General features: G+C 63.7%; 26 protein-coding genes and 1 riboswitch. Of the genes, 9 read left to right on the top strand and 17 right to left on the bottom strand.

Annotated elements, in window-relative coordinates; all coding sequences use genetic code 11:
* Nucleotides 1-81: 81 nt before the first annotated feature.
* Nucleotides 82-228 carry a hypothetical protein gene (locus H1204_RS06320; RefSeq protein WP_180730433.1) on the top strand — a complete coding sequence of 49 codons (147 nt, stop codon included), beginning with the start codon at nt 82-84 and terminating at the stop codon, nt 226-228.
* Between the two features lie 449 nt (nt 229-677).
* Here H1204_RS06320 and H1204_RS06325 read toward each other — a convergent pair whose 3' ends face one another.
* From H1204_RS06325 to thiC, 5 genes are all read right to left on the bottom strand, one after another.
* Entirely contained in the window at nt 678-1,652 is a 975-nt protein-coding gene (locus tag H1204_RS06325) for a DMT family transporter (RefSeq protein WP_180730434.1), read from the bottom strand.
* Nucleotides 1,653-1,781: 129 nt separating this feature from the next.
* The gene (locus H1204_RS06330; RefSeq protein WP_180730435.1) at nt 1,782-3,380 is read right to left on the bottom strand and encodes an L-lactate permease; all 1,599 of its coding nucleotides are present in this window, start codon (nt 3,378-3,380) and stop codon (nt 1,782-1,784) included.
* Nucleotides 3,381-3,706: 326 nt separating this feature from the next.
* Complete coding sequence (locus H1204_RS06335; RefSeq protein ID WP_180730436.1) at nt 3,707-4,327, bottom strand: hypothetical protein; 621 nt, start codon at nt 4,325-4,327, stop codon at nt 3,707-3,709.
* 321 nt (nt 4,328-4,648) lie between these two features.
* The gene (locus H1204_RS06340) at nt 4,649-4,861 is read right to left on the bottom strand and encodes a glycine zipper 2TM domain-containing protein (RefSeq protein WP_180730437.1); all 213 of its coding nucleotides are present in this window, start codon (nt 4,859-4,861) and stop codon (nt 4,649-4,651) included.
* A gap of 290 nt (nt 4,862-5,151) precedes the next feature.
* Nucleotides 5,152-7,083 (bottom strand): phosphomethylpyrimidine synthase ThiC, encoded by a 1,932-nt coding sequence (gene thiC / locus H1204_RS06345; protein WP_180730438.1) that lies wholly within the window; start codon nt 7,081-7,083, stop codon nt 5,152-5,154.
* A 105-nt stretch (nt 7,084-7,188) separates the two neighbouring features.
* Nucleotides 7,189-7,316: riboswitch (TPP riboswitch) on the bottom strand.
* Nucleotides 7,317-7,636: 320 nt separating this feature from the next.
* Here thiC and H1204_RS06350 point away from each other — a divergent pair.
* Both H1204_RS06350 and H1204_RS06355 read left to right on the top strand, forming a co-directional pair.
* Entirely contained in the window at nt 7,637-8,098 is a 462-nt protein-coding gene (locus H1204_RS06350; RefSeq protein WP_180730439.1) for a hypothetical protein, read from the top strand.
* A gap of 345 nt (nt 8,099-8,443) precedes the next feature.
* Nucleotides 8,444-9,373 (top strand): EamA family transporter, encoded by a 930-nt coding sequence (locus tag H1204_RS06355; protein WP_180730885.1) that lies wholly within the window; start codon nt 8,444-8,446, stop codon nt 9,371-9,373.
* 14 nt (nt 9,374-9,387) lie between these two features.
* Here H1204_RS06355 and H1204_RS06360 read toward each other — a convergent pair whose 3' ends face one another.
* Together H1204_RS06360 and H1204_RS06365 are read right to left on the bottom strand one after the other, a co-directional pair.
* Complete coding sequence (locus tag H1204_RS06360) at nt 9,388-11,427, bottom strand: NADPH-dependent 2,4-dienoyl-CoA reductase (protein WP_180730440.1); 2,040 nt, start codon at nt 11,425-11,427, stop codon at nt 9,388-9,390.
* Between the two features lie 92 nt (nt 11,428-11,519).
* Complete coding sequence (locus tag H1204_RS06365) at nt 11,520-11,813, bottom strand: hypothetical protein (RefSeq protein WP_180730441.1); 294 nt, start codon at nt 11,811-11,813, stop codon at nt 11,520-11,522.
* Here H1204_RS06365 and H1204_RS06370 point away from each other — a divergent pair.
* Nucleotides 11,794-12,582 (top strand): DUF4397 domain-containing protein, encoded by a 789-nt coding sequence (locus tag H1204_RS06370; RefSeq protein ID WP_180730442.1) that lies wholly within the window; start codon nt 11,794-11,796, stop codon nt 12,580-12,582. The genes H1204_RS06365 and H1204_RS06370 overlap by 20 nt on opposite strands.
* Before the next feature lie 219 nt (nt 12,583-12,801).
* Here H1204_RS06370 and H1204_RS06375 read toward each other — a convergent pair whose 3' ends face one another.
* Both H1204_RS06375 and H1204_RS06380 read right to left on the bottom strand, forming a co-directional pair.
* On the bottom strand, nt 12,802-12,939 hold the full coding sequence (locus H1204_RS06375) for an entericidin A/B family lipoprotein (protein ID WP_007585547.1): 138 nt from the start codon (nt 12,937-12,939) through the stop codon (nt 12,802-12,804).
* A gap of 230 nt (nt 12,940-13,169) precedes the next feature.
* A complete protein-coding gene (locus H1204_RS06380) occupies nt 13,170-14,687 on the bottom strand; it encodes a sensor histidine kinase (RefSeq protein WP_180730443.1) in 1,518 nt (505 codons plus the stop codon).
* A gap of 226 nt (nt 14,688-14,913) precedes the next feature.
* Here H1204_RS06380 and H1204_RS06385 point away from each other — a divergent pair, with 226 nt between their 5' ends.
* The 5 genes from H1204_RS06385 (at nt 14,914) to H1204_RS06405 (ending at nt 17,249) form a co-directional block, all read left to right on the top strand.
* The gene (locus H1204_RS06385) at nt 14,914-15,090 is read left to right on the top strand and encodes a DUF1328 domain-containing protein (protein WP_007585549.1); all 177 of its coding nucleotides are present in this window, start codon (nt 14,914-14,916) and stop codon (nt 15,088-15,090) included.
* Between the two features lie 97 nt (nt 15,091-15,187).
* The gene (locus H1204_RS06390; RefSeq protein WP_012400904.1) at nt 15,188-15,349 is read left to right on the top strand and encodes a DUF1328 family protein; all 162 of its coding nucleotides are present in this window, start codon (nt 15,188-15,190) and stop codon (nt 15,347-15,349) included.
* A gap of 92 nt (nt 15,350-15,441) precedes the next feature.
* Nucleotides 15,442-15,987 carry a ferritin-like domain-containing protein gene (locus tag H1204_RS06395; RefSeq protein WP_180730444.1) on the top strand — a complete coding sequence of 182 codons (546 nt, stop codon included), beginning with the start codon at nt 15,442-15,444 and terminating at the stop codon, nt 15,985-15,987.
* A 127-nt stretch (nt 15,988-16,114) separates the two neighbouring features.
* Nucleotides 16,115-16,759 (top strand): response regulator transcription factor, encoded by a 645-nt coding sequence (locus tag H1204_RS06400; RefSeq protein ID WP_180730445.1) that lies wholly within the window; start codon nt 16,115-16,117, stop codon nt 16,757-16,759.
* 58 nt (nt 16,760-16,817) lie between these two features.
* Nucleotides 16,818-17,249 carry a response regulator gene (locus H1204_RS06405; RefSeq protein WP_007585555.1) on the top strand — a complete coding sequence of 144 codons (432 nt, stop codon included), beginning with the start codon at nt 16,818-16,820 and terminating at the stop codon, nt 17,247-17,249.
* Nucleotides 17,250-17,280: 31 nt separating this feature from the next.
* On the opposite strand, the gene H1204_RS06410 is transcribed toward H1204_RS06405, so the two are convergent.
* From H1204_RS06410 to H1204_RS06445, 8 genes are all read right to left on the bottom strand, one after another.
* Nucleotides 17,281-18,495: an MFS transporter gene (locus H1204_RS06410; protein WP_180730446.1), complete on the bottom strand. Its 1,215-nt coding sequence runs from the start codon at nt 18,493-18,495 to the stop codon at nt 17,281-17,283.
* A gap of 97 nt (nt 18,496-18,592) precedes the next feature.
* Nucleotides 18,593-19,420 (bottom strand): phosphodiesterase, encoded by an 828-nt coding sequence (locus H1204_RS06415; protein ID WP_180730447.1) that lies wholly within the window; start codon nt 19,418-19,420, stop codon nt 18,593-18,595.
* Between the two features lie 198 nt (nt 19,421-19,618).
* Nucleotides 19,619-21,037, bottom strand: coding sequence for an IS66 family transposase (locus tag H1204_RS06420; protein WP_180730448.1), 1,419 nt, complete (start codon nt 21,035-21,037; stop codon nt 19,619-19,621).
* 684 nt (nt 21,038-21,721) lie between these two features.
* Entirely contained in the window at nt 21,722-22,774 is a 1,053-nt protein-coding gene (locus H1204_RS06425; protein WP_180730449.1) for an ABC transporter ATP-binding protein, read from the bottom strand.
* Complete coding sequence (locus tag H1204_RS06430) at nt 22,771-23,685, bottom strand: ABC transporter permease (RefSeq protein ID WP_180730450.1); 915 nt, start codon at nt 23,683-23,685, stop codon at nt 22,771-22,773. Before H1204_RS06430 ends, H1204_RS06425 begins: the two co-directional genes overlap by 4 nt.
* Nucleotides 23,686-23,724: 39 nt before the next feature.
* Nucleotides 23,725-24,549, bottom strand: coding sequence for an ABC transporter permease (locus H1204_RS06435; protein WP_042314619.1), 825 nt, complete (start codon nt 24,547-24,549; stop codon nt 23,725-23,727).
* A complete protein-coding gene (locus tag H1204_RS06440; RefSeq protein ID WP_243468606.1) occupies nt 24,546-25,559 on the bottom strand; it encodes an ABC transporter substrate-binding protein in 1,014 nt (337 codons plus the stop codon). Before H1204_RS06440 ends, H1204_RS06435 begins: the two co-directional genes overlap by 4 nt.
* 76 nt (nt 25,560-25,635) lie before the next feature.
* Complete coding sequence (locus H1204_RS06445) at nt 25,636-26,709, bottom strand: LacI family DNA-binding transcriptional regulator (protein ID WP_180730452.1); 1,074 nt, start codon at nt 26,707-26,709, stop codon at nt 25,636-25,638.
* Nucleotides 26,710-26,946 lie beyond the last annotated feature (237 nt).

Genomic DNA, 26,946 nt, shown 5'->3' on the forward strand with positions numbered 1-26,946 from the left:
GCCTCCTCTAGTCGAAGCGAAGCGCACGTGCATGCGTTTTGCTCAGACGTCGATCACACCAACATGAAAAGGAGGCGGGCCATGTTCGACGTCGTACTGTACTGGATGTGGGTTGTGAGCCTGATCTCGCTCGCCGTGATGTGCGGCGCGGCGCTGTCGTTCGAACCGCGGAAGTCTCGCGCAGCGCGGCGCGAACTTCAGGGCCTCCGCAAGATACATCGAGCATGATCCACGCTGGGCCGCGCTCGCGTCGCGGCCCGTACGTAACGTGACGTCACGCCGTAACACGCGCCCCACACGGCGGCCCGCAGCACTCTCACTTTCGATTCTCCACACCAAATCAAGCACTTACGTGAACGACGCGCGAAGCGAGTGATTGGCGGGCTAGCTGCTTTTAACTGTCCTGAAATTGACGAAATCGGTCGCAAAGCCTGATGCAGTCTGGATTTGCGGGAAGTTTGACTGTGAACCTGTCCAGGCTTCGCGCCCACTGCGGATCGATGTGCTCATCGCCGGATATGGACGGGCATCTGGCAGCGCCCGTCTCGGTGGCCCCGTCGCCTATCCTCGTAGGGCGGCGGTTTCGCCCGCGCTCCACGGTTGGAGCGCGGGCCATTTTTTTGCTGCCGCCGTCGTCGCGGTTACCGGGCGGGTGCAGCGAAGGGCAAGCCAGCGAATTAGCAGCGCTCGCTCGCGCGCTGTCCGCCGAAGCCCGGAATGCGCTTGACTACGCCCGTTGCGAGCGCGGTGCCGATGAGAATCACCGCGCAGCCCTCGATCATGCCCATCGACACGTGTTCGCCGAGAAACAGCGCACCCCACAGGATGCCGAAGATGGGGATCACGAACGTCACGGTGATCGCACGCGCGGGACCGGCGACGGCGATCAGATGGAAGAACAGCATGTAGGCGATGCCCGTGCACGCAACGCCCAGTGCGATCACCGAGCCCCATGCGTTCAAGGACGGCGCAACCGCGGGCCATGACGACACGGCGAGCGGCACCAGCACGATCGTCGCGCCGATCATCGTGCCCGTCGCGACCGTCAGCGCGTCGACGCCCGTCAGATGCTTTTTTGTGTAGCTGGCGGCGATGCCATACAGGAGCGTGGCGCCGAGCGCGGCGGCGGCCGCGAGCGCCGTCGTCGCGGGCGAGATGTTGGTGCCGTTCGGCGTGGCGATCTGATCCCAGACGAGCATCAGCACACCGGCGAAGCCGATCGCGAGCCCGATAGTGCGCAGCACGCTCAGACGGTCCTTGAGCCAGACGAAGGCGACGACGGCACCCCACAGCGGCGTCGTGGCGTTGATCACCGAGGTGACGCCCGCCGACAGCGTGATCTCCGCATACGCGAACAGACAGAACGGCGCGGCCGAATTGAGAATGCCGACGATGAGCAACGGCAGCGCGCGCGTGCGCAACGTTGCCGCCGACTCGCGCAACGGACGCCGCGCAACGAGCACGACCAGCAGAAACAGCGCGCCGATGCCGACGCGCAGCGCCATCAGCGGCGCGACTCCGAAGTCGCTCACGCCAACGCGGATGAACAGGAACGACGCGCCCCAAAGCGCGGCGAGGATGAGAAGCTGGATGATGTTGACTGGATTCATCGTGAGGGTATCGCGCGCAGTTGAGTCGCGATGCGTACGCATGCTAACACCGGGATTACGCGCGTCGTTTCACGATGGGATGAAACAGCAAGAATCGACAATCCGTCGCCAGGAATCGGCGCTATCACGCGGGCGCGAAGCGTGTCGCGCCCGCTTGAGCATCGACAGGTGTCAATGCGGAATCATCCATTGCAGCACGTTCTGCTGCAGCCACACGAGAATGCCGAGCAGGACGGTCAACAGGATCGAATGCTTGAAGGTCTTCGCGAACACGTAGCCTTCCTTGCCTTTGAGGTCGGTCGTCGCGACGCCTGTGGAAATGTTCTGCGGCGAGATCATCTTGCCCATCACGCCGCCCGACGAGTTGGTCGCGGCCATCAGCACCGGGTTCAGGTTCAGCTGGTTCGCCGCGACCACCTGCAGGTTGCCGAACAGCGCGTTGCCCGACGTGTCGCTCCCCGACAGGAACACGGCGACCCAGCCGAGGAACGCCGACACCAGCGGGAAGAACGCGCCCACGGACGCCACGCCGAGACCCAGCGTGTAGTTCATGCCCGAGTAGTTCATCAGGTACGCAAGGCCGACGATGGTCGCCACCGTCAGGATGGCGATACGCGTCTGCACCCACGTATCGACGATCGCCCGGCCGAAGTCACCGGGTTTCAGCTTCACGACGAACGCCGTGATGATCGCCGCGACGAGAATCGCGGTGCCAGTCGCGAGCGGCTGGAAGTCCCAGATCGCGCCATACGGCGCGTTGTACAGCGTGATGAAGACGGCTTTGTCGAGACCCGGCCACGGCACTTTCACGTCGCCGATCATAAAGATCTTCGCGATCGTCCAGATGATCACGACGGCCGACACGATCAGCCACGGATACCAGCCCTGCGCGCCCGTGATCTTGCCGCGCGTCTCGTTCACGCGATCGACGTTGATGGCGAATGCGGGATCGGCGGCGGGGCGCCAGACGCGCAGAAAGGCAATTGTCAGAATCAGTGAAACCAGTGAAGACAGCACGTCAGTCAGGCTGTAGTTGATGAAGTTCGACGTGACGAACTGCGTCAGCGCGAAGCTGCCGCCCGACACCAGCAGCACGGGCCACACGCGCAGCATGTTGCGAAAGCCCGCGTACACGCCGATCACGTAGAACGGCAGCAGCAGCGCGAAGAACGGCAACTGGCGGCCGACCATTTTGGCGAGGGAATCGACGGGCAGGTGGGTGACGGCGCCGAGCACCGTGATCGGCACGCCTAGCGCGCCGAACGCGACGGGCGCCGTGTTGAAGATCAGCGTGAAAGTCAGCGCTTCGAGCGGCGGGAATCCGAGCAGGATCAGCAGCGAACTGGTGATCGCGATCGGCGTGCCGAAGCCCGAGATGCCTTCGAACAGCGCGCCGAACGAAAAGCCGATCACGACCAGCACGATGCGCCGGTCGTTCGGCAGATTGTCGATCATCCACATGCGGAACGCGGCGAAACGGCCCGAGTACTGCGCGATGTTGTAGAGCAGGATCGCCGTGACGACGATCCACATCACAGGCCAGCAGGCGAACACGGCACCTGCCGCGACAGAATCGAGCGCGAGGCCAACAGGAAAGTGCCAGCCGACGATCGCAATCAGCAGGCCGACTACAAGACCGGCCAGCGACGCCTGCCACGCCGGGCGACGCGCCCAGCCGAGCAGCACGAGCACGACGAGAATGGGCAATGCGGCAACGAGGAACGATGGCAACAGCGAGTTGCCGATGGGAGTCAGAAACTGGTGGAACATCACGTCTCCATCATTGTTATTCGATTCGACGCGAAGACTGCACCGACGCGACGAAGCGGCAGGGCTGGACGGATGAAAGCGGCGTAGCGCGCGCAGTAAGGAAAGCCGGGGAGCGCGCGACGTCGGATCACGCAATTAAACAGATGTTGCACAGGCAACCGCCAGCATAGAGCGCTGGCGATTCCAGTCAAGCAGGGAAAACGAAGAAGGCTATTGCGGGAGTAGAAGCGGGTGCTGATTCGTAGCGGGGGCGTCCGGTTGCGTCCGGTTGCGTCCGCGGGACAGGACCGCGAACGCTTGCCAGATTCGGTACGGCTCAGTGTGGATCAGTGCGAGTGCCCGTGGCCCCCGCTAGCCCAGGCATTGCCGCCGCCCCAGCCGCCATGGCCACCACCCCAGCCGCCATGGCCGCCGCCGTAGTAACCGTGTCCGTTGCCCCAGTAGCCATGGCCGCCCCAATAGCCGTGATGTCCCCAGTAGCCATAGTGGCCGCCGCAGCAACCGCCCCAGTAGCCGAAGCTCAGCGAGATCGACGGTCCCCACCAGCCGGGCCAGCCGTAGTAGGGGTAACCGTAGGGATAAACGGGGTAGGCGACGGGGTAATACGCAGGCGCGGCGGCGTAGACGGGCGCGGCATCGTAGTAACCGGGTGGTAGCGCCGGGTTGGCCGTGCTGTTGGCGGGCATCGTGAATTGCGTCTGGGCGGCAGCCTGCGCGCTATCGTAGGGTCCGCCGGGTGCGTCGGGCATACCGCTCGGCCCGACGGGCATTTCCTGCTGCGTGGCCGCCGTCGGCACGGCGGGGTAGCCTGCGGGGTAGCCCGAGTAGTATCCGTAGCCGGGATAGTAGCCGTACGGCGCGTAGTAGTAGCAGCCGGACAGCGCGCCAGAGAAGGCCAGCACTGCAACGGCGCCGGCGGTGCGCAGCGTTGCATCGAGCGGTTTCATGACGTGCTCCTCGTGATCTCGCAGCGCGCATTTCGCACGCTTTATCTATGGAGCTTACGTCAGCGTTTCAACGTGCACGGCACAAAGTGGTAACGGCGTATTTCATGCACGATCAGTGAAAGGACATGTCCGGCGCGTGCGTGCGCGCCGGACTTTGCCCATCTCCCTTCGGCTTTGAATTCCCGCGCCCGCAACTTCGCCGGCGCGGGATTCGAAGCCGTTTGCCTGCATCGCCTTCGAAGGCGATTTGTCGTGTTTCATATTGCGCGCGAATCGCTCGTTACGAGCGCGCTCGCACTTCATTCAATGGCTCGCGCTACGTCACTTGCCGACCTGGTTGCCGATCACGCCGCCGACGGCCGCGCCACCCAGCGTCGACAGCGCGTTGCCGCCGATCACCGCGCCCGCTGCGCCGCCGACACCCGCGCCGATGGCCGTATCGCGTTGCCGCGTGGTCATGCCGTCGCATGCGGACAGACTGACCACGACGGCCACGACGGTAGCCAGCGCACCGATTCGATGGAAGGTTTTCATGATTGCGTCTCCCTGACGTTTCTATCGACGGAACTCGCAATTCGCGAACCCGATCTGGTGATTCGATGGTATCGCCGCGTGCCGTTTCTGTTTGTATGGGCTTGTCAGCAAAGTGTCGGTTTAGTAATCAAATGTTTCGACGCGTCGAACAATCACGGCATGACGTAAAAAGGCACATGCCAATGCCACGCGATGCGGTAAAAACGCGCGCAAAAAAGCCCGCCTCGACTGCAGGCGGGCTTCGCATCCAGCGGCGCAACGCTCATTGCCTCACGCTCGCTGCGTCATATTCACTGCCGCTGATAAATCTCCGCGCCGTTCTTGATGAACTCCACGGCCTTCACTTCCATACCTTTCTTCAGCGCCTCGGTGTCGCTCATGCCTTCCTTCGCCGCGAAGTCGCGCACGTCCTGCGTGATCTTCATCGAGCAGAAGTGCGGGCCGCACATCGAACAGAAGTGCGCGACCTTCGCCGAGTCCTTCGGCAAGGTTTCGTCGTGGAACTCGCGTGCCTTGTCGGGATCGAGGCCGATATTGAACTGGTCTTCCCAGCGGAACTCGAAGCGCGCCTTGCTCAACGCGTTATCGCGCACCTGCGCGCCCGGATGGCCCTTCGCCAGATCGGCGGCGTGGGCGGCGAGCTTGTAGGTGATGATGCCCGTCTTCACGTCGTCCTTGTTCGGCAGGCCGAGGTGTTCTTTCGGCGTCACGTAGCAAAGCATTGCCGTGCCGAACCAGCCGATCATCGCCGCGCCGATGCCCGACGTGATGTGGTCGTAGCCGGGCGCGATGTCCGTCGTCAGCGGCCCGAGTGTGTAGAACGGCGCTTCGTCGCACCATTCCAGCTGCAGGTCCATGTTCTCCTTGATGAGCTGCATGGGGACGTGGCCCGGACCTTCGATCATCACCTGCACGTCGTGCTTCCACGCGATCTGCGTGAGTTCGCCGAGCGTCTTCAGCTCGCCGAGCTGCGCTTCGTCGTTCGCGTCGTAGATCGAGCCGGGGCGCAGGCCGTCGCCGAGCGAGAAGCTCACGTCGTAGGCCTTCATGATTTCGCAGATGTCTTCGAAGTGCTCGTACAGGAAGCTTTCCTTGTGATGCGCGAGACACCATTTCGCCATGATCGAACCGCCGCGCGACACGATGCCCGTCATCCGGTTGGCGGTGAGCGGCACGTATTGCAGACGCACACCCGCATGGATCGTGAAGTAATCGACGCCCTGTTCGGCCTGCTCGATCAGCGTGTCGCGGAAGATTTCCCACGTCAGGTCTTCGGCCTTGCCGTTGACCTTTTCGAGCGCCTGATAGATCGGCACCGTGCCGATGGGGACGGGCGAATTGCGGATGATCCATTCACGCGTCTCATGAATGTGCTTGCCCGTGGAGAGATCCATCACCGTGTCGCCGCCCCAGCGGATCGCCCACGTCATCTTGTCGACTTCCTCGCCAATCGACGACGTCACAGCCGAATTGCCGATGTTCGCGTTGACCTTCACGAGGAAGTTGCGGCCGATGATCATCGGTTCGCTTTCCGGGTGATTGATGTTGGCCGGGATGATCGCGCGGCCGCGCGCGATTTCCTCGCGCACGAACTCGGGCGTGATCTCCGTCAGTCCGTTCGGGCCGAACGCGCTGGCGCCGAACGCCTGGCCGGGATGCTGGCGGCCCATCATCGCGGCCAGCTTTTCGCCCGTCGGGCCGCTCGTCTTCAGGCTCTCCAGATACTCGGCGCGGCGCTGGTTCTCGCGAATCGCGATGTATTCCATTTCCGGCGTGATGATCCCTTGCTTCGCGTAGTGCATCTGCGAGACGTTCTTGCCGGGCTGCGCGCGGCGCGGCGTGCGATGCAGGCCCGGAAAACGCAGCTGCGCGGTGGCGGGATCGGCGGCGCGCTCGCGGCCGTAATCGCTCGACAAACCGTCCAGCGATTCCGTGTCGCCGCGTGCTTCGATCCAGCCCTGACGCAGCGCGGGCAGGCCGGCGCGGATGTCGATTTTCGCGTCGGGATCGGTGTACGGGCCCGACGTGTCGTACACGTAGATGGGCGGATTCTTTTCGCCGCCGAAGCCCGTCGGCGTATCCGATTGCGTGATTTCACGCATCGGCACGCGGATATCGGGTTGCGAGCCGGTCACGTAGACCTTGCGCGAGTTCGGCAGCGGCGCGACGGCGGCTTCGTCGACGTGGGCGTTCGCGGAAATGAATTTCGGGTTGGCGTTCATGCGTCTCTCCATGCAAATGTGGGGCGTTACAGCTACGCAGGAGAACGAGACGGAGGGGAAGTGGACCGGGTTCGCGCGAGGAGGTGAAACGGTACGGCAGGTGAAGCGGCGAGCCCGAACGCTTCCCTGCGCTGGCATTATCCAGATCAGGTTCAAAGGGTATTTCTCACCCACGCCGTGCGGTGCCCGTTGTCTTTCAGGCGACGCACAACGCAGGACCCCCGCGTTAGCAGCGCACACGATAACCTGGCCGGGCCGGGTTTGGCAACTTGTCTTGAAATTGGCGGAACGCGCGGGCGCCTCGCGCGATTTGCGCGTGCCACGGCCCGTGGGAAAGCCGCGCTATATCCGGGTTTCTTGCAATGGCATCGCCGGTGTCCGACATGCGTCCCACTCAGGCTGTTATTTCATCAATGCTGGGGAGCGAGGTTTTTTGTCCCCGGGCAAACATTCACCGGCTCTATTCAAGTTTGCCCGATCCACGCCGATACAGCCACCAAGGCAGACGATTGATCAGTCAGCCTAAACAAAATAAGTTTGAAAGGATCGTGCAATGAAAACATCGTGTCGGGCGCCCGGTGCGGTAGCCGCTTGTGTCGTCGCGGCAGTGATCTGGTCGCCGATGGCGCTGGCGGCAGCGTCGTTTGGGCCGGGCGGGATCATCACGTTCAAGGGGACGATCGTCGCGCCGCCGTACGATATCGAGAGCTACGTTCTGGACAATTATCAAGGATTCCACACTGAAAAATCGGACGTGAAGAATGAATCGACGATCGATGTGACGTTCACGCCCGCACCGGATACCTCGCCGGCAGCGCGTATCGCGGTGCTCGTCAATACAGACGCGGGTGTCGCCGCGCCGCATACGCTGAAGACGCGATTCACGGACCACGCGAATCGCGTCACGATGGCGGCGGGAGCGGAGTACAGCGTGGGCCACGCGGGCGGCACGCTGTCGATCGTGGGCGACGCGCCAACGGAACGTGCCGTGACGGTGCTGGTGAGCTACGACTGACCAGGGCGAATCCGTGCGGGCGGCGCGCGATTCCTGCCCGCGTCGCCGTTTCATCCCGCTTACAACGAAAGTTACGATTCTCTTGCCGGAGGATTGTCCAGATATTGCATAATGCACGGCGGCGCGAGCGAATCGCGCCCGTTGGCTGCTGTTGTTGCATTCTGCATCGCGTAGGCCATCAATTCGCGCCATTGACCTGGTGCTTCCCTTGCCGTTCGACATCCGTTCTACTGCCATGCCTGCCCGCTTTGCCCCTCCTGCCGCGTTGCCGATGCGGCGCCTGCCGTCCCGTTCGTGGGTGTTCAGCGGGGCCGCGGCGCAATCGCCGGCACGGGCGGGCTGAACGTGGCGTTGAATCTTCCCGACCGTTTCCCGTTTCGCCTGCCGCAATCCCATGGCGGACAGATCGCGCTCGCGCTCGGCGTCGTCTATATCGTCTGGGGCTCGACCTATCTGGCCGTGCACGTCGCGCTCGGCTCGTTTCCGCCGCTGCTGATGTCGGGGCTGCGCAATTTCTTCGCGGGTGTCGGACTGTTCATTTTCGCGATGCGCCGCAAACCTACGTGGCCGCCCCTCACGGAAATCCGTAATGCGGGGCTCGTCGGCACCATGCTCGTCGGCCTGTCGAGCGGGATGCTCGCTTACGGGATGCGCACTGTCGGCACGGGCACGGCGGCCGTGATGGTCGCGACCGTGCCGCTCTTCGCCACGGTCATCGCGGCGATCGCGGGGCGCAAGATCGGCCGGGGTGAATGGTTCGCGGTCGGGCTGGGGCTTGTCGGCATCGCGATTCTCAGTCACGGCGACCAGAGCTCCGGCTCGGCGGGCGGCAGTCTCGCCATTCTGTGCGGCGCGCTGTTCTGGGCGGGCGGGGCGCATCTGGCGTCGCGTCTCAAGCTGCCGTCGGACCTGTTTCTGTCGACGGCACTGCAGATCGGGCTGGGCGGCGCGATATCGACGCTGGTCGCGTGGGTCTCGGGCGAGCGGATGATGGACATTCACTTCCTGCCCATCGTGGCGTTCCTGTATCTGATGCTGATCGGCACGATGGCCGCGTATGTCGCGTACGGCTTTCTGATCCGGCACACGAGCCCGATCATCGCCAGCAGCTGCATGTACGTGAACCCGGTGGTCGCGGTCGCGCTGGGCGCGCTGCTGCTCGGCGAGCCGGTAACGCGCGCGACGGTCGTTGCGACGGGCGTGATACTGGCGAGTGTCGGGCTGTCGTTCTGGTTCGATTACCGGCGGCGTGGCTTGAAAGACGCTAGCGCATAAAGCTATAACGGCGGCTACAACCGCGCGGCGAGCTCGGCGCCTTCGCGGATCGCGCGTTTCGCGTCCAGTTCCGTCGCCACGGCAGCCCCGCCAATCAGATGAAAGCGCGGCCCTTCCGCAGCGGATGAGCGGGGCGTAGCAGGGTAGAGATCGCGCAACGACTCCTGTCCCGCGCACACCACGATCGTATCGACGTCGAGCCATTGCTCGCTGCCCTCACGCTCGATCAGCATCCCGCGCTCCGTGATCTGCCGATACGTGACGCCATCGAGCATTTTCACCTGGTTGCGCACGAGCGCCGCGCGATGCACCCATCCCGACGTCTTGCCGAGGCCCGCGCCGAGCCTGCCGGCCTTGCGCTGCAACAACCAGATCTCGCGCACGGGCACGCAGGCGCGCGGCGTTTTGAGGCCGCCGCGCCCGCTGACGGACAGATCGACACCCCATTCGTCCGCCCAGCTTTCGCGCGATAGTGGCAGCGGCTCGTCCGCTGGATGCAGCAGGAATTCGCTGACGTCGAAGCCGATGCCGCCCGCGCCGATCACGGCGACGCGCTTTCCGACCTGCGCGCCGCGCAACACGTCGACATACGACAGCACATTCGGCCCGTCGATACCGGCAATCGCGGGGCGGCGCGGCACGATGCCCGTCGCGACGATCACGTCGTCGAACGCGCAAGCCGCCAGCAGCGCCGGATCGACGCGGGTGCCCAGGCGCACGTCGACGCCATGCCGGCGCAACTGGCTGCCGAAATAGCGGATCGTCTCGCTGAATTCTTCCTTGCCGGGCACGCGCATCGCGAGATTGAACTGGCCGCCGATGGTTGCAGCCGCATCGAACAGCGTCACGCGATGACCGCGCGCGGCCGCCACGGTTGCTGCCGACAGCCCCGCCGGTCCCGCGCCGACCACAGCCACGGCGCGTGGCGGCTGATGCGAAGCGAGCGGGCGGTAGACGAGTTCCGTCTCGCGGCCTGCGCGCGGATTGACGAGACAGGTCGCGCGCTTATTCTGAAACGTGTGATCGAGGCACGCCTGGTTGCACGCGATACAGGTGTTGATTTCATCCGCGCGTCCTTCGGCTGCCTTCACGACGAACTCGGGATCGGCGAGCAGCGGTCGCGCCATCGACACCAGATCGCCCGCGCCTTGCGCAAGCAGATCTTCCGCGACCTCCGGCGTATTGATGCGATTCGACACGATCACAGGCACGCCGACGGCCGCCTTCAGGCGGGCCGCCAACGGCGCGAATGCGGCGCGCGGCACGGACGTGACGATGGTCGGCACGCGCGCCTCATGCCAGCCGATGCCCGTGTTGAAGATCGTGACGCCCGCCGCTTCGAGCGCTTTTGCGATCTGCACGGTTTCATCCCACGAATTGCCGCCTTCGACGAGATCGATCAGCGACAGCCGGTACACAATGATGAAGCGCTCGCCGCAGGCGGCGCGCACGGCCCGCACGACTTCACGCGCGAGGCGCATCCGGTTCTCGATGCTGCCGCCGTAGGCATCGTCGCGCCGGTTGGTGCGCGGACACAGAAACTGGTTCAGCAGATAGCCTTCGCTGCCCATGATCTCGACGCCGTCGTAGCCAGCGCGTTGCGCGAGCCGCGCGCAACGGGCATACGCGCGCACGGTTCGCGCGATGCCGGCGAGCGTCAGCGCGCGCGGCCTGAACATCGAGATGGGCGACTTCAGCGCCGACGCCGACACGACCAGTGGCTGATAACCATAGCGCCCCGCATGCAGGATCTGCAGCGCGATCTTGCCGCCTTCTTCATGGACGGCGCTCGTCAGCTTGCGGTGATTGTGCAGATCGAAGACGGAGTTGAGCGTGCCGCCGAACGGCAGCAGCCAGCCTTCGCGATTCGGCGAGATGCCGCCCGTGATGATGAGGCCCGCGCCGCCTTTTGCCCGCTCCCGAAAGTACGCGGCGAGCTTCGGGTAATGCCAGAAGCGGTCCTCCATGCCCGTATGCATCGAACCCATCACGACGCGGTTGCGCAGGCGCGTGAAGCCCAGATCGAGTTCGGACAAGAGCCGCGGGTAAGACATGCAAGGCACCATGTAAAGTTGGGACGCGCTCGAACGATACACGCGCGCTCCTCGTAATACCTCCGAGGGAAAATTCTAATCGCCTCCAACCCTCAAATTCTGGCAGCTCGTTTATTCGCCCTGCCGTTGGTAATGACCCTTGCGGCACGGCGATTGCTGTCCGCAATCGTCCAATCGATGCGGGCAAGTCGATCCCCAAAGCGCTGGCCGACCTCGTGGACACTGAAAGGCGCGTCGCCATGCTGGACGCGCAGTTCCGGCCGTGCGGCGGATAACGACACATAACGTCGACGCAGAAGGGACGCGACTGCGCAGGCGGCGAGCCGCAGATCAACGGGCTCGAGCCCAATCAGGGAGAGGTGGCAAATGAAGGTTATCAGGACCATGGCGGCGCTCATCGGAGCGGCCGCGCTCGTGTCGGCGTGCGGTGGAAGCTCGAACGACGTCGGCAAAGAACTCGGGTTGCAGAATCCGTTGATCCATTTCGTGCATGCGATTCCGAGCGGCCCCGCCGTCGACTTCCTCGTCAACGGCGGCGCGTTGCAGAAGAACATCTCGTACAAGAACGTGACGAACTTCGCCAACATCAACACGGGACAGACGTTGGTTGCGTATGCACCGACGGGGACCACGACGGCGCTGGCGAGCGGCACCTTCCCCGATGTCGCGAAGGGCCACGAGTACACGGTGATTGCGTTGCCTGGCTCGTCGGGCGCCGATATCGGTCTGATCGACGATCCGTTCGACAAGGGTCTGCTGTCGAACAGCGCGCGCTTGCGGGGCTTCAATGCGTCGCTGAACGCGTCCAACCTCGACCTGTATCTGGTGCCCGCGAACAACACGAACATCGCGAGCGCCAGTCCGACGCTGGCAGGGGTGTCCTACAAGAACGCGGTGCCCGCGAGCGGCCAGGACTCGGTCTACGTATCGGGCGGCACGTATGTGCTGATCGCGACGACGGCGGGCAGCAAGACGCCTATCTTCCAGTCGAGTTCGTTCGATCTCGCGAACAACGCCGACTGGCTCGTGACGTCGGTGCCGATCGGCGGCGCGCTCAGCCAGTTGCTGCCGAACCAGATCCACCTGCTCGTCGCGCAGGGCGGCAACACCACGCAACCGGCGCTTGAATTGACCAATACGTTGAACGGCCAATAAAACAGCGACGGCATGGCCTGATGACGATGCGGTAGCAGGGGGGACGGCACGGCGGCTCATGCGAATGGGCCGCCGTTCTGTTTTGCGCGCTGGCTCGTGAAATTCGTGAAGTTCGTGAAGTTTGCAAAGCACAGGCGTAAAAAAGCCGCCGCGTGGGACGCGGCCGCGAGGGGTAATGGATGAATCGGATCGGATCGAATCGACCGGGCAGGTGCGATATCAGTCGGAATGCTTCTCGGCCGAATTGGTGATCGCGTTGCCGCCCTTGGAGATGTCCTGGCCGGCGCCGGCCATCGTGTTGCAGGCGGCCAGCAGTGTCGTGCCCGCGAGCAGCAGAAGTGCGATGAGTCGTGTCATGAGTTTTCTCCCTATCTGGAATAGTCAGGAATCTTCGACGGTTGCTTCGATCGATTCGCGCGCGCCGGTCTGGTCAGGTGTTGCGTTCGACATCGCCCGGCGTGCGCGTCCTGTCGTCTGACCGGGGCGTCGCGCCAGCCGATCCGGTCTGATTCCATGGTAAGAGACGCATGGCCGCGATGCTGTCAGAGGCGCCACGATTTTCGTGTCGGCGCAATCCTACGTGGACGTCAAAGGCGTTCGACGGGCGCGTGGCCCTGGGCACTGGTGTCGTCCGGGACGCGCCTCGGTGCTTGCTCAACGAACTGATCGACGCCCGGACTGTCTTCCTTCGCCACGCCGACGGTCGGCACGGGCAGCACGACGCGTATGTCGGTGCCGTGCAGTTCGCCGCGCCGGATATCGAAGCGTCCGCCGCGTGCGGCCACGCGCTGGCGCATGCCCATCAGCCCATGCGTATGCGTGCGCGTCAGGTCGGCGGGCATGATACCGACGCCGTTGTCGGCGATATGCAGCGACACCTCGCCATGATCCGTGCTCAGATCGATCGTGACCTGCGTCGCGCGCGCGTACTTAGCCGCGTTGGTCAGCGACTCCTGCGCGACGCGAAACAGCGCGATCTCGGTCTGCTCGTCGAGTTGCAGTTCGTCATCGGGCAGGTGCAGGTCGAGCGCCCAGCCATTGCGTTGCGCGGCTTCGTCGGCGAGCGTGCGCAGCGCGGTGACGAGGCCGAAGTTCGCGAGCACCGTTGGCCGCATGTCCTCGATGATGCGCCGCTTGAGCGCGATGCCCTGATCGAGCGTTTCGAGCGCGCGCGTCAGTTTTTCGGCGATCGCGGGGTCGGCGTCCTGAAGCTTGCGCCGGGCCCACGCGACGTCCATCTTGCTTGCCGTGAGAATCGCGTGGAGTTCGTCGTGCAGTTCGCGCGCCAGCTGGGTCTTTTCGTTTTCGCTGACGGCCTGCAAGTGCCAGCCGAGCGCTTCGAGTTGCCGCGTGCGCTCGTTGACCAGTTGATCGAGTTCTGCCTGCTGCGTGATCAACTGCTTTTGCGCGCGCGCCTGGCTGTCGAGCTGAATGCCGAGGTTGCGGAACAGCAGAATGAACAACACGATATTGAGCGCGGACAGGCCCGCCGCGACGAATGTGGAGACGCGCTGGTCGGCGCGGCTCGCGTCGAGTGCGCGCTGCGCGCGGCGCTCTTCGTTGTCGCGCAGTAACGACAGCGTGCCCGTCACGAGCGACGCATCGACGTTGCTGTTTGCCGCTGCGCCGCCGCATGCGGCGAGATCGAGTCGATGCGGCGCGGCCTGCTGCAGCGCATGCGCGCCGCTGCCGATGCGCGCGCCGATCAGCGCGGCGATCTGCGTGAAGCTGGACAGTTCCGCGCTGTCGGCGGCGCGTTTGAAGTACGTGTCGAGCGAACGGATGCCGCGGCGGACCTCGGCGGCGCGCGCGCAATAGCTGCGCGCGTCGGCATCGTCCCTCGTCAGAAGAAAGCGGCTTTCATGCGATTGCAACAGCGCGAGTTGCCCGGCGAGATCGCTGAGCTGCACGCTCGCGTTGCGTGCCTCGAGCGCCGCTTCGTATTCCGACGCAGTGCGTTGCCGCGCCGTTTCCAGAATGACGAGACCCCCGCACGTGATGACGATCGCGACCGTCATCGCGATGGCCCAGCTGCGCTGATGCATCCAGTCAGTCAGCCTGGTGGTGAGTCCCGCTTCCGCGCCGTCTGACACTGCCTTCTCCATGCGATGAAGTCATCGACAGTGTAGCGTCGCGCGGCGCGTTTGCGTTCGCGCGAGCGTCGCGGCGGCCCGCCAGACGCCTCGCCGAAAGGGAATGTCGGCGGATTCCCACATGAAAAACAGCGCGCGCCCGAATGCGGGTACGCAAACTGCTCCGTACGATGAGTGGCAGGCATCCATAGCCACCATTAGCCACCGTTAGCCACATCAAGCCAGGGAGGTTGCCATCATGCTCAAGTGGGCGTTGTTCTTCGCCGTGATTGCCGTGATCGCGGGGCTGCTCGGATTCACAGGGGTCGCGGCAGGTGCGGCGGCTATCGCGAAGTTCCTGTTCGTGGTGTTCCTGATCCTGTGCGTCGTGTTCCTCGTACTCGGCTTCGTCATCACGAAGAAGATCGTCGATTAGCGAAGCCACCGAGGCAACTCAGGCAACTCAGGATAAAGCGCGGGCCGCCTGAACGGGTCCGCCGCCATTCATCGCTTAAACAGGAAGGAGCGTTGTCATGCTGCATTACGCACTCGTGTTCTTCGTGATCGCGATCATCGCCGCTGTGTTCGGCTTCACGGGCATTGCCGCGGGCGCCGCCGAAATAGCGAAGATTCTGTTCTACATCTTCCTGGTGGTGTTCGTCGTCACGCTGCTGCTTGGCGTGTTCCGAACCTAGCGCAAGCCAGCATGGCGCACGTTGCGCCGCCGCCTATGACAGACGGCGGCCGCGTGTGCGTTTCCCACAATACCGGAACAAGGAGTCAGTCAATGTCGAACGCAACGAAAGGCGAATTCGTGATGGACCTCAAGCGCATTCGTGAACAGGCCCGCAAGGATATGGACGAGGGTCCCGTCACGCAGACCTATGGCGCGGACCGCGACACCGTGCTCAAGCTGCTCAACGGCGCGCTCGCGACGGAACTCGTCTGCGTGCTGCGCTACAAGCGCCACTACTTTATGGCGAAGGGCATCAATTCGGAAGCCGTCGCCCAGGAGTTTCTCGAACACGCGAACGAAGAGCAGGGCCATGCCGACACGCTCGCCGCGCGCATCGTGCAACTGGGCGGCGAGCCGGACTTCGCGCCGGACAGTCTGTCGAAGCGCTCGCACTCGGAATACAAGGAGGGCAAGAACCTGACCGACATGATTCGCGAGAACCTGGTCGCGGAGCGCATTGCGATCGATACCTACCGCGAGATCATCCGCTATCTGGGTGATGGGGATGTCACGACGCGCCGGATGTTCGAAGAGATTCTGGCCGTCGAGGAAGAACACGCGGACGATATGGCCGATCTGCTGTCGGGGCGCGAGTGAGGGCGAAGGGCGGTTGGGCGCGAGTGCGATGGGCCGTGCGATGCGATGCGCGGCGCTGTACGCGCTCGCCGCGGCCGTCTTCGCAGGCGATGAAGCAAATGCACTTGCACTGCGGTAAATCACAACCATGATTCGAGTGCTGATAGCGGACGATCACGCGATCGTTCGGGGCGGATTCAGACAGTTCGTCGCCGACGAGCCGGACATGTGCGTCGCGGCGGAAGCATCGACAGGCGACGAGACGATCCGCCTCGTGCGCGAGCAGCCGGACGACGAGCCTTTTGACGTCGTGCTGCTCGATATCGCGATGCCCGACAAGAACGGCATCGACACGTTGCGCGTGATCCGGCAGATGCGGCCGGGGCAGGGCGTGCTGATCCTGTCGGGCTATCCGGAGAGCCAGTACGCGATCAACCTGCTGCGCGCGGGCGCGAACGGTTACCTGAACAAGGATTGCGAGCCCGACGAGATCGTGCGCGCGATCCGCTCGGTTGCGCGCGGGCATCGTTATCTGTCGGAAGCCGTTGCCGATACGCTCGCGAACAGTCTCGACAAGCCCGCTGCGACGCATCCGCATGAACAGTTGTCGGAGCGCGAGTTCCAGATCTTCTGCAAGCTCGCGTCAGGGCGGATTCCGACTGACATCGCCGGCGAACTGCATCTGTCGGTGAAAACGGTCAGCACGTATCGCGCGCGCGTGCTGGAAAAGATGCACATGACGAACAACGCGGACATGACGTACTACGCGATCAAGAACGGCCTGATCGAATGAACAAATGAACGAATGAACGAATGAACCCGTGATTCCCCGCGAGCATGGAACGCAACCGATGAACGCCGACTCCGTCACTGCACACACCGATTCCGGCCGCGCGCCGTTGCGTGTGCTGCTGATCGAGGATTCGCCGCTGATCCGGCGCAGCATCGTCGAAGCGATCGATGCATCAGGCGTGATGCAGGTGGCCGCGCAGGCCGAGTCCGCCGACGAGGCGATCGCGCTGCTGGATGGTGAAGCGTTCGACGCCGTGATCGTCGATCTGCAGTTGAAGGGTGGATCGAGCGTGCCGGTGCTTGCGTATATGCAGAAAGAAGGGCTGATCGAATCGACGTTCGCCGCCGTGCTGACCAATCATGCGCTGCCCGCGTACCGCGAGCGCTGTCAGCAATATGGCGTGCGGCACTTCTACGACAAGTCGTTCGAGTTCGATCGCGTGATCGACGCGCTTCACGACTATGCGCAGGGGCGGCTGGAAGAGCGATAGCTGCTTCGGCGCAGCGAAACCGGCCCGACCATCATTCCGTCGCGCCCGAAGCCGCCAGCGGCTCAGGACGCCCGCGCAGGTGATTGAGCCCGGCAAGCGCGGTAAACAGCAGACCGGCGACACTCACGCCGACCCAACCGAACAGCGGCCACACGAACGCGCCGACACCTGACCCGACCGCGCCGCCGATGAAATAGCAGACCATGAACACGGTGTTCACGCGGCTGCGCGCTTCGGGCTTCAGCGCGTAGATACGCGACTGGTTGGAGATCTGCGCGGCCTGCACGCCGACGTCGAGCACGATCACGCCGATCACGAGACCAATCAGGCTCGTGCCCGACAGCGCGAACACGACGAACGACAGCGCCGCCAGCGTGATCGACAGCGAGACGATGGCGCGCGGCCCGCGCTTGTCGGCGAACTTGCCCGCGAGCGGCGCCGCCATTGCGCCCGCCGCGCCGACGATACCGAACAGACCCGCCACCTGTGGCCCATAGTGAAACGGCGCGCCCGCCAGCAACAGCGCGAGCGTCGACCAGAACAGGCTGAACGCGGCGAACAGCGCGGCGCCCGTCATTGACGCTTCGCGCAGGCCGCGCAGTTCGACGGCGAGATGCCACATCGAGCCGAGCAGTTTGCCGTAGGCAAGCGTCGAGGTCGGCTTGCTGCGCGGCAGCCGCGCGATGATGACGGCGGCAAGCATCAGCAGCGCAACGATCGATGCGCCGAATACCGCGCGCCAGCCAAGGTACTGGCCGACGAAGCCGGCCGCCGTGCGCGCGAGCAGAATGCCGAGCAGCAGTCCGCTCATGACGGTGCCGACGGCATGGCCGCGTTGCGACGGCGGCGCGAGTTCGGCGGCGAACGGCACGGCCTGCTGCGCGATTGTCGCGAGAATGCCGATCGCGAGACTCGCGATCACGAGCACGGACAGACTCGGGGCGGCAGCCGCGAACAGCAGCGCGATGCACAGGGCGGCGATCTGCAGCAGGATCAGCCTGCGACGGTCGAAGCGGTCGCCGAGCGGGGCGAGCAGCAGCATGCCTGCCGCGTAGCCGAGCTGGGTCATGGTCGGCACCACGCCGATCCACGATGCGCTTTGCGGAAACGACAGACGGAAGTCGTCGAGCAGCGGCTGGTTGTAGTAGATGTTCGCGACGGAGACGCCCGCGATCGTCGCAAGCAGTAGCAGAAGGCCGCTCAGCGATCGGTCGGTTGCGGCGTGGTCGGAGGCGGGTGTGGACATGATGCGGCGGCCGGCGTGGGGCCGGCGGGAGAGAGTCGAGCGTGCCGATGATACCGGAGTGGGGCGGATTCTGCTGGATGGCACGCCCGGCGCGGGCTCAGTCGATCAGCGATCCTTCGGGTTCATAGAACGGATAGGGTCCGTCCGCTGCATCGACATAAGCGTGATGCGTGACGAGGCCGTTCACGCTGTCGTAGCGGTGTAGCGCGAACGCTGGCGGCTCCATCATGAAGGCCGATGGCGCGTCGTCGCGCAGATCGAGCGCCACTTGATGCGCGGGCGCGGGCACCGCCGATGCGATTGTGCCGCCGAAGCGGACGAACATCGGGCGATGTACATGGCCGCACATCACGCGTTCTACGTTCGAGTGACGTGCGACGAGCGTCGCGAGTTTTTTTGCCGAGGTCGGTTCGAGCCGCAGCGCGTCCATGTGGCCGATGCCGGACACGAACGGCGGATGATGCAGCGCGACGATCACGGGTTTGTCGTGGGCCGTTTGCAGTTGCTGTTCGAGCCAGGCGAGGCGCGTGTCGCAGAGCAGGCCGGCGCTTTGGCCGGGGACCATTGAGTCGAGTGCGATCAGGTGGAGTGGGCCTATGTCGACTGTGTATTGGATGAACTCGTCGCTGGTGTGGAGTTCTTTGCGGTCGATGAAGGTGGCGCGCAGTGCGGCGCGGTCGTCGTGGTTGCCTACCAGCAGGTAGTAGGGGATTTTTAGCGGTGCTAGCAGTGACTTCAGATGGACGTATTGCTCAGGCTCGCCCTGGTCGACGAGATCGCCCGTGATGATGATCGCGTCTGGCGCTGGGACGAGCGCGTTCAATCGCTCTACGCAGCGCGTCAGGTACGCCGCCGTGTCCACGCGGCGGTAGGCCAGCGCGCCCGCGCGTTTGATGTGGAGATCGCTGATCTGGGCTATTAACATGGGGTTCCTCTGTGCTATTGGTGTCTGCGACGCTTTTCGGTTTGGTTTGGGTTTTTGCTGGCATCCGCGATTTGTCTTCGTGCTTCAGGCGTTGCCGGTCGGTGTTTTGGCCTTTGCGCTGGCATCCGCGATGCGTTAGCGTGCTTCAAGCGTCGCCCCTGTGCGGGGCGGCACCTACTTTTCTTTGCGGCGGCGTAACTATTCAGCGGTAACCAGAGGCGAAACGACGACTCCTGTAAAGGCCAGGGCGAGCGCGTCGATCAGCGAACGGCTCTGCTTGCGTAAGGTGGCAAGGTAGGAGCGGATCGTGCAGAACGCCTCCATACCCGATTCCGAGCGGAAGCACCCGGAGATCTTCTGTTTGAGTTTGGGCATGCGGATATCGCGTTCGGCCTGGTTGTTGTCGAACGGTACGCGGTGATCGGCAATGAAACGCCACACCTCATCGGCATACTTGTGAAGCCGTGTGAGCAGGTTGCAGGTAAAGCTTTGCCTGATCCTGCCGCGGCGTTCCCGGCGCCCGGACTCACGTGCCTGCTGCGGATTGAGCTTGCGTGCCTGGGCGATCAGGGCGCGGCTGCGCCGTGTGTAATAGCGTTGGCGCGCCTGACTCAGCGCGGTGTTTCCTGCAGCCTGACTGAGGTCGACCTCGCGCTTTGCCTGGCAAAGCAGGTCAATCATCTGCTGGGCCCAGCGTTGCTGCGTGGACTCCAGGACAAACACCAGTTCGCGCAGATGATGAGCATTGCACAGCGCATGCTCACACTCATAGCCGGCATACGGCCGCCAGCCGTCATGGACCGCGACTCCCGTAAAGCCGGGAAGAATGCCGAAGCTGTCCAGCGCCTCGCTGCCGCGCTTGCGGTGCGCGCCATACCAGCTCAACGCGTGCGTCGAGGCGACATGCAGCCAGCGGGACTCGCGCCCCACGCGCATGCAGCTCTCATCGAAATGCACCACGGGTTGCCCGCGTAGCGCCTGCCGGATCTGCTCAACGGCTGGCACCAGTAACTGCGCGGCCTGATCAATGCTGTGCTGGACGGTTCCCGTAACCACATGCAGACCAAACAGGTCCTTCAGCGCCTGGGCGGTGCGCGCAACCGGCAACTGCTGGTATTGCGTCAGATAGACGGCTGCGGCGCGAATCTGGGGGCCGTACTGAACCGCCTGGCTCACGCCCTTGGGAAATGCGCCCGAGTGATGCTTGCCGCAGCGGCACTGCGCGATCTGCACGCGATGCTCGGTCACCTCAAAGCGCGTGGGTGGCAAATCGATCACCTGACGGCCTTCGGGCAACACGGCCACGCGGGCTGCTGCGATGCGTTGGCCACATGCATCGCACACCAGCGCCACCGGGTGAATCTCGATGTGATCGGGTTGCGCGACGCGTTTGAGCGTCTTGCCCTTGTGCCCCGGTTGCGCGCCAGGCCTGGCCCCGCTCGTGCCGCGCAATGACTTCGGCTTGCGCCTTGGACCATCGCTTGACGGCGGCTTGCTGGAGTTACGACTGTCCTTCTCAAGCTTTGCCTCGAGCTCGTTCAGACGCCTCACCAGATCAACGATGAGTGCGTCCTTCTGCTCCGGTGTCAGGTCCTTGAGGTCGGGCATCTTCGTCATGTCCCTCACTATGCACAGCCTGGTAGCAGTTTACAAGCGCTGAATAGTTACGCCGCCGCAAAGAAAAGTAGGCAAAAGAAACCGGCTAACACCGCCAGTTCTTGTGTTTGCCTGAGGGCCCCCACAGGTTCCTACGCTTCACACGGCAATCACGTGACCCATGTTCGTTGCCAACGCTTTTGCGGTACGCCTCACCCGCTTCACGCACCCGCGTTGCGGCATGCCGCGCCAGATATTCCTCCGCCGCCCAGGTGGCAAACTGTGTGTAGGCGTTCGCACCATAAACGCATCACTTCGGACCGATAGCACACGCGTCCCACCCTGTAAGAGCGCCACGCTATACGACGCGACAACCTACACACAGTTTGCCACCTGGGCGGCACATACCAGTCGCAGCCGCTTGCCCGTGCAAATGCATTCGAAGCGGGTGAGGCGTTTATTCAAAGCGTTGGCAACACGCGCCAGCAGAGCCGTTGCCATGTGAAGCGTAAGACCCTTTGGGGGCCCTCAGGCACACACTAGAACTGGCGGTGTTAGCCGCTTTCTTTTGCCTACTTTTCTTTGCGGCGGCAAAGAAAAGTAGGTGCCGCCCCGCACAGGGGCGACGTGTGAAGCACGCTAACGAATCGCGGATGCCAGCAAAAACCCAAACCAAAACCAAACCAAAACCTAAAACCGAAAAACCTACGATAACGCAATCAAAGCATCCTGCGCGACAGAAACCCCAACAACCGTCCCTCGAGCAAGTTCAACCCTTCCAGGAACATCAACGACTAGCAAATCAGGCGCCGCATCGCGAATAGTGAGCCGCGTACGCTCACCCAGAAACGCCGCAGCATCGACAACCCCGCGCAACTGCGCATCAGAAAGATCAGAAATCCACGCATCCTCCGGCCGAAAAAACACCTCATCACCGTGAGGCATAACCCGAGTAGCATGCGTCAGCGGCAAAGGAATCGCGCCCCCCGTCGTGGCAAGCAAACCATCCCGCGCCTGCCCCGCCACGCGATTAATCGTCCCGACAAACTGCGCAACATTCCGGTTAGCCGGCCGGTAATAGATATCCCGCGGCGTGCCGATCTGCTCGATGCGTCCCGCGCTCATCACCACGATACGGTCGCCCAGTTCCATCGCCTCGGCCTGATCGTGCGTCACATAAACCGTCGTGATCCCAAGCTCGCGCAGCAGCGCATTCATCTCGCCACGCAACGTGTCGCGCAAACGCGCATCGAGCGCCGTCAGCGGCTCGTCGAGCAACAACACCCGCGGCTGCGGCGCAAGCGCCCGTGCCAATGCGACACGCTGGCGCTGTCCGCCGGACAGTTGATCGATCGGTTTGTCAGCGTGATCGGTAAGCCGCATCATCGAGAGCAACTCGTCCACGCGCTGTCGCGCCACGTCTGCTTCCACGCGCTTGATCTTCAGCCCATAGTTGATGTTGCCGCGCACGGTCAGGTTAGGAAACAGCGCGTAACTCTGGAACACCATGCCGACCTGGCGTTTCTCGATGGGCAGCGCCGTGACGTCCTCGTCGCCAAATGCAACACGCCCGCCCGCGTCCGGCTGTTCGAGACCGGCAATCATGCGCAACGTCGTCGTCTTGCCGCAGCCCGAAGGTCCGAGCAGCACCAGCGTTTCGCCCGCGCCAATCGACAGATCGAGCGGCTCGAGCACGCGCGTGCCGCGAAACGTCTTCGCGCAGCGCGTCAGCGTGATGGGAATGGAAGCGAGTTTCATGACTGGTCTTGTGCGGATGATGTCGTATCGATGGCGCGTGTCTTCTTCTGTCGCGTGTTGCGCTGACCCGTCGCATCGACGCCGAGCCATTGCATCGCGACGAGCAGCGGCATCGTCATGATGAAAAAGAGAATGGTGTAAGCGCTGCCGATCTCGATGCGCAGCGAAGCATAGGTATCGGCGAGACCCACGGGCAGCGTCTTCGTTTCAGGCGTGTGCAGCATCCACGTAAGATTGAATTCACCGATCGACAGCGTGACGACAGCCAGCGCGCCCGCCACGATGCCAGGCCGCACGTTCGGCAGCACGATCGTGATGAAGCGCTGAAAGAAGCTCGCGCCAAGGCTCGCGGCGCCTTCTTCGAGCGTGCGCAGTCCCGAGCTCGCGCACACGGCGGCGACGGCGCGCACCATGAACGGCAGCGTGAACACCACATGCCCGGCGACGATGAACGCGACGCTCATGCGGAACATCGTGAAGCCGCCATACACGACCAGCAGCGCAAGCGCGGATGCGAGGCCGGGCAAGGCGATCGGCAGCACGAGAAATTCTTCGATGATGCGCGAGACCCGCGACTCGCTGCGCGCCAGCACGTAGCCAGCGGGCACGCCCGTCAGCAGCGTGATGACGAGCGTCGCGAGCGCGATTTCGAGCGACAGGAACACTGACGCGTGATACTGCGTCCACACTTCGCCGAGCCAGCGCAACGTTAGACCGCTCGCGATGCCCTGAAAATAGTTCACCGTGAGGCCCGCGAGTATCGACATCACGACGGGCACGATCAGAAACGCGCACAACAGCAACGTGACGAGCCATTGGCCCGCCGTGAGCCACGTGCGCAATGAGGGCAGGGCGATCGCGCGCTTGTGCTGCATCTGGGGCGCATTCGCGGTGTGAGCAACGGAATTCATGCGAGTGTCTTCATTCGACATGGAAAAGAGTCGGCCCAATCAGGCCGTTGCCGCCACGGCCGAGCCGCTGACGCTGCGCGCGACATACAGCACGATCCACGTGACGATCCCGAGCACGATCGACAGTCCCGCCGCCGTCACCATGTTCGCGTTGAGCGTGAACTCGGTGTAGATGGTCATCGGCAGCACGTCGATATCTGTTGCAAGCGTGAACGCCGTGCCGAATGCGCCCATCGCCGTCGCGAAACATACGGCACCCGCCGCGATCAGACCGGGCGACAGCGCGGGCAGCACGATGTCGCGCATGATCCGCCACGGCGACGCGCCGAGCGAACGTGCGGCTTCTTCGAGCGATGCATCGAGCTTGGTCGCCGACGCCATCACCGTGACGATCACGCGTGGAATCGAGAAGTACAGATAGCCGATAAAGAGACCTGTCATCGAATACGCGAACACCCACTTGTCGCCCGTGAGCTTGAGCGACAGCGCGCCGATCAAACCCTGGCGGCCCGCCAGCATGATCACCATGAAGCCAACCACGACGCCCGGAAACGCAAGCGGGAAAGTCAGCAGCGCGAGCAACGTACGCTTGCCGGGAAACTCACGGCGCGCGAGCAACAGGCCCGAGATCACCGACAGCGCGAGCGTCGTCGCCGTCACGGCAGCGGACAGCATGACGGTCGCGAACAGGCTCTTCATATAGCGCGCGTTGGCGAGCATCGCACCATACGTCTTCAGCAGATGACCGTCGGCGCTCACCTGCACGAGGGCCGTCATCGGCAGCAGCCAGAACGCGATGAACACGGCGAGCGCCGGCGCGATCAACGCGATGCGCCAGCGCAGCGGGAACGTGATGTCGTTCAATGCATCACCTGCAGATACTGCTCGCCGAACGCCTGCTGCTTCTCAGCCATCTTTGCGAAGTCGACGGCGTGCGCGCGCGCATAGTCGCTGGCGGGCAGGAATTTCGATGCGGCGTCGGGCGTCATCGCGCTGGCGCGCACGGGGCGCAGATACGCATTCGCCCACAGCTTCTGGCCTTCGTCCGACAGCACGAAATCGAGCACCTTCTTGCCGTTCGCGTCGTGCGGCGCACCCTTCACGAGGCTCATCACGTACGGTACTTCGATCGTGCCTTCCTTCGGAATCACGAACTCGACGTTCGCGTGATCCTTGTACTTCGCGCGGTATGCATCGAAGTCGTAGTCGAGCAGAATCGGAATTTCACCCGACAGCACGCGTGCATAGGCAGTCTGCTTCGGCACGATCGGCTGGTTGGCTTTCAGCTTCGCGAACCAGTCGAGGCCCGGCTTGAAGTTGTCGAAGCTGCCGCCCAGCGCCTGATTCACGGCAACGGCGCCTGCATAGCCGACGAACGCGCTCGACGGGTCGAGGTAGCCGATCATCCCCTTGTACTCTGGCTTCAGCAGGTCGGCCCACGAACGCGGCACCGGTTTGCCTTCGAGCGCGTCCTTGTTGACGAAAAAGCCCAGCGTGCCCGAGTGGATCGCGAACCAGTAGCCTTGCGGGTCCTTCAGGTTCGCGGGAATGTCGTTCCAGTGGGCAGGCTTGTACGGCGCGATCACGCCTTTGTCCTTCGCCTGAAACGCCGACGACACGCCCAGATACACGACGTCGGCCACCGGGCTCTTCTGCTCGGCCATCAACTGCGCGATCGACTGGCCGGAGTTCTTGTTGTCGAACGGTACGTGGACGCCGGTCTTTTGCTGGATGGCGTTGATCTGACTCGCCCAGTCTGCCCATTCGGGCGGGCAGTTGTAGCAAATCGCGGTTTCTTCGGCGTGCGCGAGTTGCGGCACAGCCAGCGTCAGCACGAACGACGATGCGACCAGCGCGGCGCGCGCGACGCGCAACGCTGCAATACCGATGGAGGAACGGCGGTTCACGACAGGTCTCCCGGAGGTGGAAAAGAGGTGTTTTTAAAGGGGATTACGCAGGCGATCGGACGATGCGGCTCGACGTTACGCCCGATGTATCTGAGATCGCCGCGACCGTCGCGCCCTCGCGCAGCGTGTGCGGCAAGGTCAGCGATAGCGACGGCGCGTGCAGTGCGTCGTCGAAGCCAGCAGGCGCCGAGCCGTCGACGCGCGCGATCAGCCGCCGCCACGCCGCGCAGCCGATCTCCCGGTTCGGCGCGCAGACGCTCGCGAGCGGCGGCGACAGCAATTCGCCCATCGCGAGGCCGTCGAAGCCGAGAATCGACATGTCGCCGGGCATTTGCAGACGCGCGCGGCGCAGGCCGCGCATCACGACCATCGCGAGCAGATCGTTCGAGCAGAAGAGGGCCGTCGGGCGATTCGGGCCCGTCGTCAGATGGTTCAGCACGGCGGGCGCGAGTTCGTCCGCGTTGAAATCGATTTCGAGCGCGGGTGCGGGCGCGAGGCCCGCGTGCTGCATCGCTTGCGTGTAACCGAGATGGCGCAGCCGCGCGCGGTCGGACGCGGCGAGCGTGCCCGCCAGCATCAGAATCCGGCGATGGCCGTGCGCGATCAGCATGCGCACGCCGTCGTAAGCGGCTTGCCGGTTGTCGACGGACACGGACGGGCGGCGCACGGTGTCGTTATGCATCAGCACATACAGCATGCCGTCGCGGTCGAGTTCGTCGAGCAGCGGGTGCGTGTCGGCGTCGGCCACCGTCAGGATCAGGCCTTCGACGCGCTGTTCGCGCAGCGTTTCGATGGCGTGACGCTCGCGGTCGGCGTCGTATTGCGTGGTCATCAGCATCAGCCGGTAGCCTTGCGCGGATGCCAGCTCGTCGATGCCTTGCAGGCATTCGGCGAACACGGGATTGGCGAGCGTCGGCAGCACGACGCCGATCAGGCGCGAGCGCTCGCCGCGCAACTGGCGGCCGAGCGGGCTCGGGCGGAAGTTGAGGGCGTCGATCGACTGACGCACTTTTTCGAGGGTCACCGGGTTGACCGTGTGCGGCGCGTTGATCGCGCGCGAGACGGTCGCAATCGAAAAGCCCGCGTGCGCGGCGACATCCTTGATCGTGGGCGTCATCGTTGGGTTCCCGTCAGCGTGTGCCGCCCGCCGCGTCTAGGGGCGGGCGTCGTTGTAAACGTTTTCGTGGGGCGGATTATCGGGAAGGTTTGTGACGGGTCGATGAATGCGTGCCGGGTCGCGGATGGGCAAAACTGGGGTTCGCGCCGGTTTGGTCAGGCTGCGGCGCGATGGTAGAATCGCGTCCGCCCTGCCGGGGTGATGAAATTGGTAAACATAGCGGACTTAAAGCATTGA

Source organism: Paraburkholderia sp. PGU19 (assembly GCF_013426915.1).
Lineage (GTDB): Bacteria > Pseudomonadota > Gammaproteobacteria > Burkholderiales > Burkholderiaceae > Paraburkholderia.